The sequence below is a fragment of the Bradyrhizobium sp. USDA 376 genome (genome assembly GCF_054063675.1).
Genome location: NZ_JBSSGN010000001.1, coordinates 4546119 through 4562443, shown reverse-complemented (window position 1 = coordinate 4562443; position 16325 = coordinate 4546119). Strand labels below are relative to the sequence as shown.

Below are 16325 nucleotides of genomic sequence, written 5' to 3'. Positions count from 1 at the left end.
CTCCTATTCCAGTTGCATGCGAATGCCCTTGGCGCCGTTGAGCAGGCGCTTCAGGTGAAACCCGGCTAGCGGATCGTCGGCGTAGACGCCGACCAGCGCCGCAAAGGCCGGCATGGCGGCAGCATCCCCGGCCTCCATCTTGGCAAAGGCTTCGGAATATTGCGCCGTCGCCGGCGCTTCGAACCTCGCCTGCGGCAGCGGCTCGAACGCACGCAGCGGCTCGCTGCGCCCGCGCAGCATCAGGTCGCCCACGGGACGACCGTGGAAGTTTGCAGCGGCCTCAGCCACGCTGGCACTGACGCAGATGCGCGTTCCCAGATGCTTGTTCGCCGCCTCCAGCCGGGCCGCAATATTGATAGTGTCGCCATAGGCCGTGTAGTCGAAGAAACGGTTGCCGCCGAAATTGCCGACCAGCGCCGGGCCGGCATGGACACCGATACGGGTGGTGCCGAAATTCACGCCTTTGGCCTTCCAGCGCGCCGAAAAATCCTGCGCCCAGGCGTCGAGAGCATGCGCGCAGGCAACCGCACGCGTCGCATAGTCCGGTTGATCGCCGGGGGCATTGAACAGCACCTGGATCGCATCGCCGATGATCTTGGCGACCGTTCCCTCATGCGCGAACACGATCTCGGTCATGCCGCCGACATATTCGTTGAGGAGCTGGCCGAGCGTCTGCGGAGGCGCGGTCTCGACCAGCGAGGTGAAGCCGGTGATGTCGGTGAAGAGGGTGGCGACATCGCGCCACTGCACCTCCATGCCGTCGCCGTCGGCATCCGTCGCCAGGCGTCTTGCGATCTCCGGCGAGAAGAAGCGCGACAGCGAGGCATGGGCGCGCTCGGCTTCCATCTGGCGCCGCCGCACGTCGCGCAGCATCTCCACATGGCGGATGGTCTTCTGGATCGTGGTTTCCAGATCGGCGAAGTCGATCGGCTTGGTCAGGAAGTCGAACGCACCGCGGTTCATGGCGGTGCGGATGTTGCTCATGTCACCGTAGGCCGAGACGATGATGGTCGATTTCTTGTCCTCGGCCTCCTGCAGCTTCGCCAGCAGCGACAGCCCGTCCATCCGCGGCATGTTGATGTCGGAGACCACCATGTCGACATGCGGGTTCTGCTCCAGCGACTCCAGCGCCTCGATGCCGTCGCGAGCGAACATCAGGGCGAGCTGCCCATCGCGAATCTGCCTGCGGAACTTCTGCAGGATCAGCGCTTCGAGGTCCGGCTCGTCGTCGACGAAGAGGATGGTCGCAGTCATGCGGCTTGCTCGAGCCTCGTATCGATCTCCTGGCGCAGCAGCGCAAAGTCAATCGGCTTGGTGAGGAGCCCGACGGCGCCCCGTTCGATCGCCTTGCGGCGCGTCTCGGCATCGCCATAGGCGGTGATCATGATGACGGGGACGTCCGGATGCGCGGCACGGACCTTGGGCAGCATGTCGAGCCCGCTCATGCCGGGCATGTTGATGTCCGACAGGATCAGGATCAGCGAGGGATCGCGAACCTCGGCGGCGCGCTTGATCGCATCGGGCGCGGAGGACGCGAACTCCATCTGGAAACGGCCGGCGCGCAGCTCGCGCCGGAACTGCTGCCGGAACAACGCCTCGACATCGGGCTCGTCATCGACGACCAGGATGTAAACGTTCAAGTCTTGCCTCCGGGTGTGCTGCCTGCTGCCATCGTCCGCGGCAGGGTGATGATGAATTCGGTGAATACACCGGGCGTGGTGTTCACGTCGATGCTGCCGCCGTGCTGTTTCACGACGATATCATGGCTCATCGAAAGGCCGAGCCCGGTACCCTCGCCGGCCGGCTTGGTGGTGAAGAACGGATTGAACATCTTCTCCTTCACCTCGGGCGGAATCCCGGTGCCGTTGTCGCGGATCCGGATTTCGACCCTGCTGCCGAGGTTCTTCGTTGCCGCACTCAAGGTGGGCTCGAAGGCGTCTCCGTCGCTCTCCTTGCGCTTGGCCGCGGCATAGAAGCCGTTCGAGATCAGGTTGAGGAAGACGCGCGTGATCTCCTGCGGATAGATGTCGACCATACCGGCGGCGGGGTCGAAATCGCGCTGAAGCGTGACATTGAAGGCAGGCCGTTCGGCGCGCGCGCCGTGGTAGGCGAGGTTGAGGCTCTCCTCGACGACCGCATTGATGTCGACGGGCCGATGCTCGCCGGACCCCTGGCGCGAATGCAGCAGCATGTTCCTGACGATGGAGTCGGCGCGCTTGCCATGCTGCACCACTTTCTCGAGATTGCCCCTGAGCATCCCGGTCAGCTCCTCGACCTCCTCCTTCGTCTTGCCGTCGAGCGCGGCCGATTGCAGGACCTCAGTGAGCTCGTCGATCAACTCGGTCGACACCGAGGAGAAGTTGTTGACGAAATTGAGCGGGTTCTTGATCTCATGGGCAATGCCGGCCGTGAGCTGGCCGAGCGAAGCCAACTTTTCCGTCTGAATCAGGCGGCCCTGCGCGGCGCGCAGGTCCTCGAGCGAACGCGACAGCTCATCCGTGCGGTCACGCAATTCGTTGAGCAGGCGCGCATTTTCCATGGCGATCACCGCCTGCGCCGCAAAATTCGTCACCAGCTCGATTTGCTTGCTGGAGAAGGCAAGAGGCCGCTGACGGTAGATCAGAAGGGCACCGATCAGGTCCCCGTCCTTGAGCATGGGAACGCCAACCAGTGTCCGCGCCCCGGCGCGCAGCGCCAGTATTGGTCCGTCATATCCGCGAGGCGTTTCGAAGAAGTCCGGCTCCGTCCTCGTGTCGACGACATGCACGGTTTCCCTGGTCCGAACGATGCGGCCAATGACGGTATTCGGAGCCGGCCGTGTCGGCTTCTGGTAGATCTCGTCCTTCAGCTCGGCCGGGACGCCGTGCATCGCGATGGCGCGGAACGTGTCTCCCTCGCGCAGATAAAGCGACCCGAACTCAGCCTGGCAGATGCGAGTGGCGTTCTCCAACATGATGCGAAATACCGGCCCCAGCTGTCCGGGGGAGATGGAGATAACCTGGAGCACTTCGGAAGTTGCGGTCTGCTGTTGCAACGATTCGCTCAATTCCGCCGTGCGCTGCTCGACCTTCCTTTCCAAATCCGCATAGGATTCCTGCAGGCGCGCGCCCATGTCGTTGAACTGATCCGCGAGACCCTCGAGCTCATCGCCGGTCTTGATCGAGATGCGTTGCGCGAAATCGCCGCCGCCGATCCGCTCGGCGCCGCTGCGCAGCGCCTGGATCGGTCCGACCATGCGGCGGGCGAGAAAGATCCCGGCGAGCACCGCGAAGATCGACGCCGCCAGCAGCACGATCGCGAGCCGCTGCAGCGAGGCATACAGCGCGGCATAGGCCTCTTCGACCGGCAGCTCGACGAACATGGTCCAATGCAGGGGCGCGATCGGGGCCGATGCGGTCAGCACCTTCTGGCCCAGGATGCTGCGCGCTTCAGGGAGCACGTCCGAGATCGTGCCCCCTCCCGCCTGCGCGGCGCGCACCTGTGCAAGGCCAGACATGTCGGTGTTGCGCAGGACGAGGCTGATGTCGGGATGCGCAATCAGGCGCCCTTCCGGGCCGACCACATAGGCATGACCGTGCTCGCCGACCTTGATCTGGGACACGACGTCCCAGATCAGCTTGAGATTGACCTCGGCGATGCTGACGCCGGCATCCTTGCGCGCGCCGGCCAGCGCCAGCGTCATGTAGGGCTCGGAGTCCCTGCGGAAATAGACCGGCCCGTAGTAGACCTTGCGCGCGACCGCCTCGGTGAATTTTGGATCGGCCGACAGGTCGAGCCCGCTGTCGATCGCGTCCATCGCCAGCCGCGAGACCCGCAACCGTTCCTTGCCGGTCGAATCCACCTGGGCGAGTTCGGTGATAGCCGGTACCTGGCGCAGCAGCCGCAGCGCGTCGAACCGACGCTGCTCGACCGAGCCCGCCGACCAGGGCAGCTGCGTGGTCCAGCCGAGTTGGCTCTCGATCTCCTTGACGAACTGGCCGATCTTGGCCGCGGCCGCCTCGGCCTGCTCATGCTGGACCCGGATCAGCGAGGCCTTGTGCTCGCGATAATAGAAGAAGACCTCGAACAGCCCGTTGGCGAGCAGCGCGACCGCGACGACCGCCACGAACAGCGCGACGTATTTGGCGAACAGGCGGGTCCTGATCCCCCGCCCGGCCGCTTCGCCGGACACGACGCCATTCGAGGCCGTGCTCGGCGACGTCCTGGCTTGCGGCGCATCGGGATGGAGGGAGAGGGTCATCCCGCGGAACCTAGCAAGAAGGCCCGACCTTGTCTCTCGCCTGCGCGGCCGAGGACCACCCCAATCGCTACGGCCGCCGGGTGGGGCCGGGCCGGGATCCAACGAAAAAGGGCGGCAGCGGACTCGCCGCTGCCGCCCTCCGATTGGCTTGCTTCCGGACTCAGGTCGGGCGTAGCGCCTTGGCGCCGAGATCGAGCTCGTTGACCTCTTTGTTCCGCTCGGAATCGGCCGCCGCACGATGGTCGGTCGCCAGCACCACGTAGACCGCGGGCAGCACGAACAGAGTGAAGAGCGTACCGATCGACATGCCGGCGACGACGACCAGACCGATCGAGAATCGGCTGGCCGCACCCGCACCGGTCGCGGTCAGCAGCGGGATCAGGCCGGTCACCATCGCGGCCGTGGTCATCAGGATCGGCCGCAGACGGATGCGGGCCGACATCTCGATGGCCGAGCGGCGGTCGAGACGCTCCTTGACCTGGAGCTCGTTGGCGAACTCCACCATCAGGATGCCGTGCTTGGTGATCAGGCCAACCAGGGTGAGCAGACCGACCTGGGTGTAGATGTTCATGGTCGCCACGCCGAAGAACAGCGGGATCAGCGCGCCGACGATCGCCATCGGCACCGAGATCATGATCACGAACGGGTCACGCAGGCTCTCGAACTGCGCCGCCAGCACCAGGAAGATGATGATCAGCGCGAAGCCGAAGGTGATCGCGAGCTGGTTGCCTTCCTGCACATACTGCCGGGAGTCGGCCAGATAGTCGTGGCTGAAACCCTGCGGCAACTTCTTGGCCTCGCTTTCGAGGAAGTCGACCGCAGCACCGACGGTCACACCGGGCATCGGCACGGCCGAGAACGTCGCCGAATTGAGCTGGTTGTAGTGGGTCAGCGAGTTCGGATCGGTCTTGGTCCTGATCGACACCACCGTCGACAGCGGCAGCTGCTGGCCGGTGTTGGTGGTCACATAGTAGCCGCTGAGCGATTCCGGCGAGAGCCGCTTGCCGCGGGGCACCTGCGGAATCACCTGGTAGGAGCGGCCCTCGAGATTGAAGCGGTTGATGTAATTGCCGCCGAGCAGCACCGCGAGCGTAGAGCCGAGGTTCTGCATGTTGACGCCGAGGTCCTGCGCCTTGGTCCGGTCGATCGTCACTTCGACGTTCGGCTGGTTGTAGGCGAGGTCGCTGTCGGAGACGATGAACATGCCGCTCTTGCGCGCGGCGTCCTTCAGCTTCTCCATCTGCTCATAGACCGTCTGGAACCCGGCGGTGGAGTTGATCACCATCTGCACCGGCAGACCGCCCGGTCCGCCCGGCAGCGGCGGCAGGTTGAACGCGAAGGCCTGCACGCCCTCGATCTTGGAGAGCTCGGCCTGCACCAGCGGCTTCAGCTGGATCGACGAGCGCTTGCGCTCGTCCCAGGGCTTGAGCAGCATGCCGGCGGTGCCGCCCTGCGGGCCGTTGATGCCGTTCAGCACGAAGCGCAGATCGGTCTCGGGGAATTTCTGGAATTCCTTGTCGAGCTTCTCGCCGTAATAATCGACATAGTCGATGTTGGCGTATTTCGGCGCCTTGGTCACCGCGAACACGATGCCCTGGTCTTCCTCGGGCGCCAGCTCCTTCGAGGTGTGCATGTAGAGGAAGCCGACGAGGCCGAGGATCGTGATCGCGAACAGGCCGGTGATCGCCTTGTAGTCGAGCGAGCGGTCGAGCTTGCGGCCGTACCAGCGCGTCAGCGCCCCGAACACCCGGTTCACGAGCTTGGCGAAGCGGCCCTCTTCGGTGTTCTTCAGCAGCACCGAGCACATCATCGGCGACAGCGTCAGCGCGATGACGCCCGACACGATCACCGAGCCCGCCAGCGTGAAGGCGAATTCGCGGAACAGCGAACCGGTGAGGCCACCGAGGAAGCCGATCGGCGCGTACACCGCGGCGAGCGTGATGGTCATCGAGATGACGGGACCGACGATTTCGCGCGCGCCTTGCAGTGATGCCTGGACCGGTGTCTTCCCTTCCTCCAGATGGCGGTGGATGTTCTCCACCACGACGATGGCGTCGTCGACGACGAGACCGATCGCGAGCACCATCGCGAGCAGCGTCAACAGGTTGAAGCTGAAGCCCAGCGCCAGCATCAGGGTGCAGACGCCGATCATCGACAGCGGGATGGTGACGACGGGAATGATGACCGAGCGGAGCGAGGCCAGGAACAGGAAGATCACCACGATGACGATGATCACGGCTTCGCCCAGCGTCTTCTCCACCTCGTCGATCGAGGACTGGATGAACTTGGTCGAATCGTAGGCGACCTTCATCTTCATCGACGGCGGCAGATTGCGCTCAAGCTCGGGGAACAGTGCGCGCACGCCCTTGACCAGCGTCAGCGGGTTGCCTTGCGGCGTTGCCTGCACGCCGATGAAGATCGCGTGCTCGCCGTTGAAGGCGACGCTGGCGTCCGTACTCTGGGCCGCAAGCTCGACGGTGGCGATGTCCTCCATCCGGACGAAGCCGCCGTCCTTGGCCTTGACGATCATCTTCTTGAACTGGTTGACGTCGGTCAGGCCCGTATTCGTCGAGACGTTCGAGACGATGAGGTAGCCCTTGGTCTGGCCCGCCGCGGACTGGAAGTTGTTGGCGGTGATCGCGGCTGCAACATCCGCCGGCGAAACGTTGCGGCCGGCCATCTTCACGGGATCCAGCCACAGCCGCATCGCGAAGGTCTGGCCGCCCAAAATGTCGGCCGAGGCGACGCCGTCGACGGTCGACAGCACCGGCTGCACCACACGCGTCAGATAGTCGGAGATCGCCGAACCCGACAGCTCCTCCGAGGAGAAGCCGAGATACATCACGGCCGTGGTCTGGCCCGTGGTCTTGGTGACGATCGGATCGTTCGACTCCTTCGGGATCAGGTACTTCACCGAATTCGTCTTCGCCAGCACCTCGGTGAGCGCCTGGTTCGGATCGAAGTTCAGCTTGATGTAGACCTGGATCGTCGAGGTGCCGAGCACGGAGGACGAGGTGATGTAGTCGACGCCCTCGGCGGAGGCGACCGCCTGCTCGATCGGCGTGGTGATGAAGCCCTGGATCAGGTCGGCGGACGCGCCGGGATAGACGGTCGTGATGTTGATGACCGTGTTCGACAGTTTCGGATATTGCCGGATCGGCAGCACCATCGCGGCGCGCAGGCCGATCAGCAGGATCAGCAGGCTGACGACGACCGACAGAACCGGGCGCTTGATGAAAATATCGGTAAAGGCCATCGCGGCGATCTCGATTTCTTTTGTCTCAAGATGCGTGATCCGGCCGGGCCGGATCACGCGAGGATGTTGTCAGTAGCGCGGCGGCTGCGCCGGGATCTGCGGAGCCGGGTCGGTCGAAATCGACACCGCCGCGCCCGATTGCAGCTTGAGCTGGCCGACGGCGACGACCTTGTCGCCCGCCTTCAGACCCTTGACGATCTCGGTGCGACCTTCGACCCGGTTGCCGGTCTGCACGAAGGTACGCACCGCCGAGAGGCTGATCTTGCCGTCCTCTTCCTTCTTCTCGGTGATCACGAACACGGAGTCGCCGTACAGCGTGTAGTCGACCGCCGTTTCCGGAACGGTGATCACCGCCGGCTTGTCCGGCAGCACCACCGTCGTGGTCACGAACATGCCCGGCTTCAGGATCTTCTCGGGATTGGCGATCGTGGCCTGCACGCGGATGTTGCGGGTGTCGGTCGCGATCTGCGGCTCGATCGTGGTGATCTTGCCCTCGAAGGTGCGGCCCGGATAGGCGTCGACCTTGAGCCGAACGGTCTGCCCGACCTTGAGGCTGCCGGAATCCTTTTCGGTCACCGTGAAGTTGGCCCACAGCTCCGACAGGTCGGTCAACGAGACGATCGCGGTGCCGGCCGTCAGATACTGGCCGAGTTCGACCTTGCGCATGCCGAGATCGCCGGAGAACGGCGCGCGCACCAGCTTCTGCGAAATCAGCGCCTCGGTCTTGGCGATGCCCGCCTCCGCCTGGTCGTAGGCGGCCTGGGCCTGGTCGACGGTCGCCTGCGGACCGAACTGGCGCGAGGCCAGCTGCTTGGCGCGGTCGAGCGAAAGCTGCGCGACGGTCGCCTGCGCCTTGTAATTGGCGAGGTCGCCCTGCTCCGGCGTGTCGAACAGCTGCACCAGCGGCGTGCCGGCCTCAACACGCGTGCCGGGCTCGAACTTGATCGCGGTGACGCGGCCGTTGACGTCGGCGCTGACGTCGACCTGGTGCACGGCAACGAGGCTGCCCACCGCGGTGAGCAGGTTCGGCACCACCTCCGACTTCGCCTCGGCCGCGCTGACTGCCGTCGGCGGCGGCTTGTTGTTGGCGAAGAACTGCTTGATCATCTGGCCGCGGAAGTTATTGAACCAGACGAGACCACCGACGAGCACGGCTAGCAGCGTGCCGACGATGATGAACCAGAGCACCGGCCGGACCGGACGCTTGGGAGCCTTGTTGTCGATCGGTTCGCCCGAAATCTTGTGTTCGGCTACGATGTTCATGTCATGCACTTTCTGCAATCGCCGTCTTGCCCGCATCCGCGGCCTGATCGCGGCCCAAATGCGAAGCAATTGCGGCGTCGTTAAGTCCGATACCCCTCAGGAGAAACTCACAGAGCTGCCGCTCCAGATCGTTCGCCTTGCCGTAAGCGAGACAGGGCGCAGCCGGCAGCCTGGTCAGCGCAGCCGTCATCACCGTGTGATGCGCGAACCAGAACAGGTTGAGCGGATCGCCGCTGAAAGGCCGCGCGTCACCGCTGGCAACCGCACGCTCGAGCGAGGCGACGAAGACCGCCCCGATCAGCTTCTCGATTTTGGCATATAGCAGACGGGCGAATTCGCCATCATCCAAATGACTCGTGGCCATCAGTCGCAGGCGCTGCGCTTCTTCCTGGTCGGGACCGTCGGCGATGTGGAGGAAGTGCTGGACCATGCCGCGGATCAGTTCGACCAGGGCGGCCGTCGACGGCTCCCGCTCGAGCAGCTCGATGAGCGCCGGGTCCGCCTCGCATTCGTCGCTGAGGATTTCGGCGTACAGCGCCGCCTTGGAGGGGAAATGCTTGAACAGCAGCGCCTCGGAAATAGCAGCAGCGGCCGCCACGCTCTTCGTCGTGGTGCCGTTATATCCGTGGCGGGCAAAGCAGCGTTTCGCGGCACCGAGGATCAACTGACGCCTCAGGTCGCTCGTCATACGCAATGAGCTCATGATTAGTGAGTAAGCACTCACCCACGCAAAAGTCAAGCACTATGCTGCATCGCAACCTGCATGCGGTGTAAAAATTAGTGGAAATTGATCCAGCCTGCACGGCCCGCGTGCAGGAGGTCGGCGACGCGGGATGGGCAGACCGCCTAGATCGGCTGGAAGCCGAGATCCCCACGGATCCGGTTGACGATGTAGGTCCCGTCCCGGGTCGGCAGAATTCGCTCCAGATTGGCGCTGTCGATCTTCACATTGGCAAATCGCGGGCCCGCCGACACGTCATGGACGGCTTTGGCGAAGGCCTCGACCCCGGCCATGGTCGAGATCGACCGGCTGTCCTCGATGCCGCAGGCCCTGGCGACGCCGACGAGGTCGGCGGCGGCCGAGGTGTGACTGGTCTGGCCGCCGGTCTCGCCATAGGCCTCGTTGTCGAGCACCGCGATCGAGAGGTTGGCGGGCTTCTGCAGGCCGATGGTGGCAAGGCTGCCCAAGCCCATCAGCATCTCGCCGTCGCCGGTGATGACCAGCACCGGCAGTTTTGGCTGCGCCAGCGCCAGACCCAGCCCGATCATCGCGGCGCCGCCCATGCCGCCCCAGAGATAGAAGTTGCGGGCATGGTCGCCGGCCGCGCACATGTCGTTGGTCGAGGCACCGAGGCCGCCGATCGCGACCACGTCCTTGCGGTCTGCAAGCAGGGTGGAGACCACCTGACGGCGGTCGAGGAGATTGGCCTTGCTCATTTGGTGAAAACCTTGGCGCCGATCAGGCGCTGCGACAGAAGGACGGCGGTGGGCGTAAGCGCGTTGTAGGCTTGCGATGCAGCGGCTTCGAGCACTGCGGGAACTTCCGCCGCGCTGGAGGCCCGCAGCACCTGGACACCCGAGAGCTCGAACACGCCCTGCGTGGTCGATCCCATCGGCACCTGCCACGGATTGAACTCGCCCCATTCGCCGCGCATGGTCACGAGCGTGAGGAACGGAAAGCGCAGGATCGGGATCAGCGACAGCATGTTGATGCAATTGCCGACGCCGCTCGACTGCATCAGCAAGACGCCGCGCTGGCCACCGGCCCAGGCACCGGCGAGAAGCGCCACGCCCTCCTCCTCCGTCGTCAGCGCAATGCCGCGCATGGTGGAGGAGTCCAGCACGCGCTGGATCAGTTTCGAATGACCGGCATCGGGCACGTAAGGCACCTGCCGCACGTCGAAGCGTTGCAAGGTCGCGAAAATATCGTCGGGCCAGTTCGGCACCGTGTCGGCAGCGTCAGCGCGTGCGTGCATTTTCCTGTCCGGTCGGCTAGCAAGGTGCAAAGACTGTAGACGCATGCATGCGCCGACCAGAACAACAAAAACGGCATAACGGCTTTAACCGGCGAGTATAACGGGATGAACGCAGATGCGAAGGCGCTGGCGGCCAGCTTCGACCTCGAGAAGCTGACGCCTGAATTCTACGACAACCCCTATCCGACTTATCGTGCACTGCGGGAGAACGAGCCGGTCAAGCGCCTGCCGAACGGCACGGTGTTCCTGACCCGCTACGACGATCTCGTCACCACCTACAAGAACACGAAGTCGTTCAGCTCGGACAAGAAGCGCGAGTTCGCACCGAAATACGGCGACACGCCGCTCTACGAGCACCACACCACCAGTCTCGTCTTCAACGATCCGCCGGCGCACACCCGCGTACGCCGCCTGATCATGGGCGCGCTGTCGCCGCGCGCGATCGCGGGGATGGAGGGCGACATCGTCAAGCTGGTCGACGGCCTGCTCGACGCCATCGCCGCCAAGGGCGCCTGCGAGCTGATCGAGGATTTCGCCGCGTCGATTCCCATCGAGGTGATCGGCAATCTGCTCGACGTGCCCCATGACGAGCGCGGACCGCTGCGCGACTGGTCGCTGGCGATCCTCGGCGCGCTCGAACCCGTGGTGTCGACGGAAGTCGCCGCGCGCGGCAACAAGGCGGTGACTGACTTTCTCGCCTATCTCGAAACACTGGTGGCGCGGCGGCGCGCCAAGCCGGGCAATCCCGAGCGCGACGTGCTGACGCGTCTCATTCAAGGCGAGGAGAACGGCGAGCGGCTGACCGAGAAGGAGCTGCTGCACAATTGCATCTTCCTGCTCAATGCCGGCCATGAGACCACCACCAACCTGATCGGCAACGGCCTCGTCGCGCTCGACCGCAATCCGGACCAGAAGCAGCGCCTGATCGATACCCCCGATCTAATCAAGACCGCGGTCGAGGAGATGCTGCGCTACGAGAGCTCGAACCAGCTCGGCAACCGCATGACCACGGAAAAGGTCGAGCTCGGCGGCGTCATGCTCGACGCCGGCACGTCGGTGACGCTGTGCATCGGGGCAGCCAACCGCGACCCCGCGCAGTTTCCCGACCCCGAACGTTTCGACATCGCGCGGACGCCGAACCGGCATCTGGCCTTCGCCACCGGCGCGCATCAATGCGCCGGCATGGCGCTGGCGCGGCTGGAAGGGGCGATTGCGATCTCCCGTTTCCTGGCGCGCTTCCCGAACTATGCCGTCAGCGGCCAGCCGGTGCGGGGCGGTCGGGTGCGGTTCCGCGGCTTTTTGAGCGTGCCGTGCGCGCTTGGCTGAGGGCCCAAAACAAAAGTGTCGAAAACAACCCCATGCACAGTAGAGGCCAGGTCGGCGAAGGACACCATATGGTTCCGCAGAACTATCTGACGTTTCGGACAAATCGGGCTGCGCCTCGCCATTGGCGCATGGAGGCTTCCAAGGCGGCAGACTGATACCCAAATCAAGCTGAAGGCCGCCGGTGCAGTCGGTTGAAGCCCCCGCGGGCAGCAATGGAGTGACGACAGATGAGCGCGTCGGTCATTGATTTCATCGCAACAGAAGCCCGCTTTGGGGCCCAAAATTACGCGCCGATCGGGGTCGTCCTGTCGCGCGGCGAAGGTGTCTGGGTCTGGGATACCGAAGGCAACCGTTATCTCGATTGCCTCTCCGCCTATTCGGCGGTCAGCCAGGGCCACTGCCACCCCAAGATCCTGGCGGCGATGGTCGAACAGGCGCACAGGCTGACGCTGACCTCGCGGGCCTTCCACAACGACCAGCTCGCCCTGTTCTACGAGGAGATCGCGGCGCTCACCGGTTCCCACAAGGTGCTGCCGATGAACAGCGGCGCGGAGGCGGTCGAAAGCGCGATCAAGTCGGTTCGCAAATGGGGCTATGAGGTGAAGGGTGTGCCGGACGGCCAGGCCGAGATCATCGTCTGCGCCAACAATTTCCACGGACGCACGCTGGGCATCGTCGGTTTTTCGACCGACCCCGAGACACACGGACACTTTGGGCCGTTCGCGCCGGGCTTCAAGATCATCCCGTTCGGCGACGCCGCGGCGCTGGAGGAGGCAATCACCCCAAACACGGTCGCCTTCCTGGTCGAGCCGATCCAGGGCGAAGCCGGTGTCGTCATTCCTCCTGCCGGCTATTTCACGAGGGTGCGGGAGCTCTGCACTGCCAACAACGTGATGCTGGTGCTCGACGAGATCCAGACCGGGCTCGGCCGCACCGGCAAGCTGCTCGCCGAACAGCACGAGGGGATAGAGGCGGACGTGACGCTGCTCGGCAAGGCCCTGTCCGGCGGCTTCTATCCGGTGTCGGCCGTGCTCTCGAACAACGACGTGCTCGGGACTTTGCGACCCGGGCAGCACGGTTCGACCTTCGGCGGCAACCCGCTTGCCTGCGCCGTGGCGCGCGCGGCGATGCGCGTGCTGGTCGAGGAAGGCATGATCGAGAACGCGGCCAGGCAGGGCGCGCGCTTTCTGGAAGGCTTGAAGGACATTCGCGCCAACACGATCCGCGAGGTACGCGGGCGCGGCTTGATGCTGGCGGTCGAGCTGCATCCCGAGGCCGGCCGCGCCCGCCGCTACTGCGAGGCGCTGCAGGGCAAGGGCATCCTGGCCAAGGACACCCATGAGCAAACGATCCGCATCGCTCCACCGCTGGTGATCACCAGCGACCAGGTCGACTGGGCGCTGGAGCGGCTCGCCACCACCCTGACGCAGGATTTCTCCTGAAGCTGCCTGCGTCGGAAGATCGCATTGCCGGCCCCGGCCAACGACGAGTTAGCGGCCCGGCCAGAACCGGACTCGTGCAGCGCAGCAAATAGTGACGCATGGTCCCAAGGCAAAACTCTGCATGATCCCGGCAACCGGATGAACGGGGTGCTGGAACTTATCGGAGCGACGGACGTTTTGGTCCGCGAATGAGCAGCGCCGTGCCCGGCGCAGCAAGCGCCGAGGCCGGAGGCGCTCAGCTGTGCGGATCGGAGAAATGCTCATGAGACTCACTCTTTCAGTCATCAAAGCTGACGTTGGCTCCGTTGGCGGGCATACGAAACCGTCATCACGCATGATCGCGACTGTCGAGGGCGAGGTTGCCAAGGCGATCTGCAATGGTCTGCTGATCGACGGTTTCATCTGCCACACCGGCGACGACATTGCGATCATCATGACGCACACACGGGGCGAAGGGAGCTCCGAGGTCCATCAACTCGCCTGGAAGACGTTCCTCGCGGCCACCTCGGTCGCGAAAACCTCCGGGCTCTATGGCGCTGGCCAGGATCTTCTCGCCGACGCGCCTTCCGGAAACATTCGCGGCGCCGGGCCGGGCGTCGCCGAGCTCAGCTTCGACCACAGCCTTTCCGGCGTGCGCCCCGCGGAGTCCTTCATGGTGTTCGCGGCCGACAAATGCGGCCCGGGGGCCTACAACCTGCCGCTCTATCTCGCCTTCGCCGATCCCATGTACTGCGCCGGGCTGATGCTGCCTCCGATGATCAAGGGATTCCGTTTCCATGTCATCGACATGGACAACACGGCCGGCGACAGCCTGATCGAGCTCGACGCACCCGCCGACAGCTACCACATTGCCGCTCTGCTTCGCGACAATGAGCGCTTCGGCATCGATCGCATCATTTCTCGAACCCATGGCGAGGTCGTCGTCGCCGTTTCGGCACAGCGCCTCCACGCGATCGCCGGCAAGTACACCGGCAAGGATGATCCGGTCGCGATCGTCAGGAACCAGGGGATTTTTCCAGCTCCGGAGGAAATAGTCTCACCGTTCGCCAAGGCACACTTCGTGGGCGGCGATGCACGCGGCTCGCATGTGATGCCGCTCATGCCGGTGCCACTCAACACGCCCGTTACCGGCATGTACTGCCTGCCGATCGTTTCTTGCGTCGGCTTTTCGATCGACAGGGAAGGTCGCTTTGCCGAGTCCTACACCGATTTCTTCGACAACCCGGCATGGGATGAGGTCCGCCGGCGCGCCCAGCGCAAGGCCATCGAGATGCGCAGCCAAGGCTGGTCTGGCGCCGCCATGCTGCCCTATTCCGAACTGGAATATGGCGGCTTCCGCGACACCGTGTCCGGACTGCTGAAGCGTTTTCGACTGCGCGACGACCGCAAGCCGGAAGCGGCCGAGTAGCGACCGCCTCCAATCAGAAGCTCGAGCGACGTTCACCGTTCAATCGACAGATGCAGGCGCTATGACGACATGCCGATCCGGGAGGTGGATATGGCCAAAAAACGCATCGGCATTCTCACGGGCGGCGGCGACGTCGCCGGCCTCAATGCAGTCATCAAGAGCGTGACTTATCGCGGCAGCGAGGACGACATCGAGGTTGTCGGCCTGCGCCGTGGTTGGGAGGCCCTCACGCACCTGAACCTCGACGACCCCAACAGCAGGTCCCACTACGTCATCCCGCTGAACCGTGAAAACACGCGAACCATCGACCGGCGCGGCGGCACCGTGCTGCACTCGAGCCGCGTCAATCCCTCCAAAATACAAAAGCTGCCCGATCATCTCGTCGGCAATGATGTTCCGGTCACGCTGAGCACCAACGGCGGCATCGCGACAAAGACGTGGGACCTCACCAGCCGGGTGCTCGCCAACCTTTCGGGACTTGGTATCGAACACCTGATCGCCATCGGCGGCGACGACACGCTCAGTTATGCGGCCAAGCTCAACGAACTCGGCGTCAAGATCATCGCCATCCCGAAGACGATGGATAATGACGTCCGCAACACCGAGTACTGCATCGGATTCTCGACCGCGATCACCCGCGCCAGCGATGCCATCCAGCGGCAGCGCACCACCGTCGGCTCGCATGAGCGAATTGGCATTTTCCGCGTCTTTGGCCGCGATGCCGGATTTACGGCACTCTACACCGCGTATGCGACCTCGATACGATGCGTCATACCGGAGTATAAGGTCGACCTCGACAAGCTGATCCGGTTGCTCATCGAGGACAAGCGCGCCAATCCAAGCAACTACGCGCTGATCGTGCTCAGCGAGGGAGCTCAGTGGGAAGGCTACAAGCTGCGGGAATACGGCGAGCCTGACGCCTACGGTCACCGCAAGAAGGCCAACGTGGCGGAATCGCTTGCCGACGAGATCAAGCAGCGCACCGGCGAGGAGACGATCATCTCCGATCTCACCTACGATTTGCGATCGGGCGATCCGGACTTCATCGACAAGCTTGTGGCCCTGACTTTCGGTAACATGGCCTACGATGCCATGCTGGAAGGCAAGACAGGCCTCATGTCGGCGCTGGTCGAGGGCCGCTACGACCTCGTGCCCATCCCTGACGCCAAGCTCGGTCCGCGCAAATTGGACGTTGCGAGCAGCTACAACACGGAGCGCTACCGCCCCATCTACGCCAACAAGCAGGGGCTGCCGATCTTTCTCAATCGCGCGTCCTAGCGTGCCGGACCGGGCGCTGGAGCGGCTCGCCACCACCTGACGCAGGATTTCTCTTGAGGCTGCCTGCGTCGGAAGATCGCAAGGACGGACGAGGCCAACAACGAACAATTCCGCCAGCCGTGCGTTGAATGTCGTG

General features: G+C 64.1%; 12 protein-coding genes. 4 read left to right on the top strand and 8 right to left on the bottom strand.

The genetic code is table 11. The features are described 5' to 3' along the window. Window positions 1-3: 3 nt before the first annotated feature. The 8 genes from ACVJ19_RS21345 to ACVJ19_RS21310 all read right to left on the bottom strand — a co-directional run bounded on the left by ACVJ19_RS21345 (window position 4) and on the right by ACVJ19_RS21310 (window position 10735). Complete coding sequence (locus tag ACVJ19_RS21345; protein WP_453950968.1) at window positions 4-1254, bottom strand: adenylate/guanylate cyclase domain-containing protein; 1251 nt, start codon at window positions 1252-1254, stop codon at window positions 4-6. Beyond that, entirely contained in the window at window positions 1251-1640 is a 390-nt protein-coding gene (locus ACVJ19_RS21340; RefSeq protein ID WP_453950967.1) for a response regulator, read from the bottom strand. The genes ACVJ19_RS21345 and ACVJ19_RS21340 overlap by 4 nt, the downstream gene beginning before the upstream one ends. Further along, a complete protein-coding gene (locus ACVJ19_RS21335; protein WP_453950966.1) occupies window positions 1637-4240 on the bottom strand; it encodes an ATP-binding protein in 2604 nt (867 codons plus the stop codon). The genes ACVJ19_RS21340 and ACVJ19_RS21335 overlap by 4 nt, the downstream gene beginning before the upstream one ends. Before the next feature lie 160 nt (window positions 4241-4400). Beyond that, window positions 4401-7496, bottom strand: coding sequence for a MexW/MexI family multidrug efflux RND transporter permease subunit (locus ACVJ19_RS21330; protein WP_453950965.1), 3096 nt, complete (start codon window positions 7494-7496; stop codon window positions 4401-4403). Window positions 7497-7565: 69 nt separating this feature from the next. Then, the gene (locus tag ACVJ19_RS21325; protein WP_453950964.1) at window positions 7566-8759 is read right to left on the bottom strand and encodes an efflux RND transporter periplasmic adaptor subunit; all 1194 of its coding nucleotides are present in this window, start codon (window positions 8757-8759) and stop codon (window positions 7566-7568) included. Between the two features lies 1 nt (window position 8760). Next, a complete protein-coding gene (locus ACVJ19_RS21320; protein ID WP_453955176.1) occupies window positions 8761-9462 on the bottom strand; it encodes a TetR/AcrR family transcriptional regulator in 702 nt (233 codons plus the stop codon). A gap of 143 nt (window positions 9463-9605) precedes the next feature. Continuing rightward, window positions 9606-10196, bottom strand: a complete 591-nt coding sequence (locus tag ACVJ19_RS21315; protein WP_453950963.1) for a thiamine pyrophosphate-dependent enzyme — start codon at window positions 10194-10196, stop codon at window positions 9606-9608. Beyond that, window positions 10193-10735, bottom strand: coding sequence for a phosphonopyruvate decarboxylase (locus ACVJ19_RS21310; protein WP_212343565.1), 543 nt, complete (start codon window positions 10733-10735; stop codon window positions 10193-10195). Before ACVJ19_RS21310 ends, ACVJ19_RS21315 begins: the two co-directional genes overlap by 4 nt. A 105-nt stretch (window positions 10736-10840) precedes the next feature. Here ACVJ19_RS21310 and ACVJ19_RS21305 point away from each other — a divergent pair, with 105 nt between their 5' ends. From ACVJ19_RS21305 to ACVJ19_RS21290, 4 genes are all read left to right on the top strand, one after another. After that, window positions 10841-12061, top strand: a complete 1221-nt coding sequence (locus ACVJ19_RS21305; RefSeq protein ID WP_453950962.1) for a cytochrome P450 — start codon at window positions 10841-10843, stop codon at window positions 12059-12061. A gap of 227 nt (window positions 12062-12288) precedes the next feature. Next, window positions 12289-13503, top strand: a complete 1215-nt coding sequence (gene rocD / locus ACVJ19_RS21300; protein WP_453950961.1) for an ornithine--oxo-acid transaminase — start codon at window positions 12289-12291, stop codon at window positions 13501-13503. A gap of 256 nt (window positions 13504-13759) precedes the next feature. After that, a complete protein-coding gene (locus ACVJ19_RS21295) occupies window positions 13760-14911 on the top strand; it encodes a fructose 1,6-bisphosphatase (protein ID WP_453950960.1) in 1152 nt (383 codons plus the stop codon). Between the two features lie 90 nt (window positions 14912-15001). Beyond that, the gene (locus tag ACVJ19_RS21290; protein WP_453950959.1) at window positions 15002-16189 is read left to right on the top strand and encodes a 6-phosphofructokinase; all 1188 of its coding nucleotides are present in this window, start codon (window positions 15002-15004) and stop codon (window positions 16187-16189) included. Window positions 16190-16325: the final 136 nt, after the last annotated feature.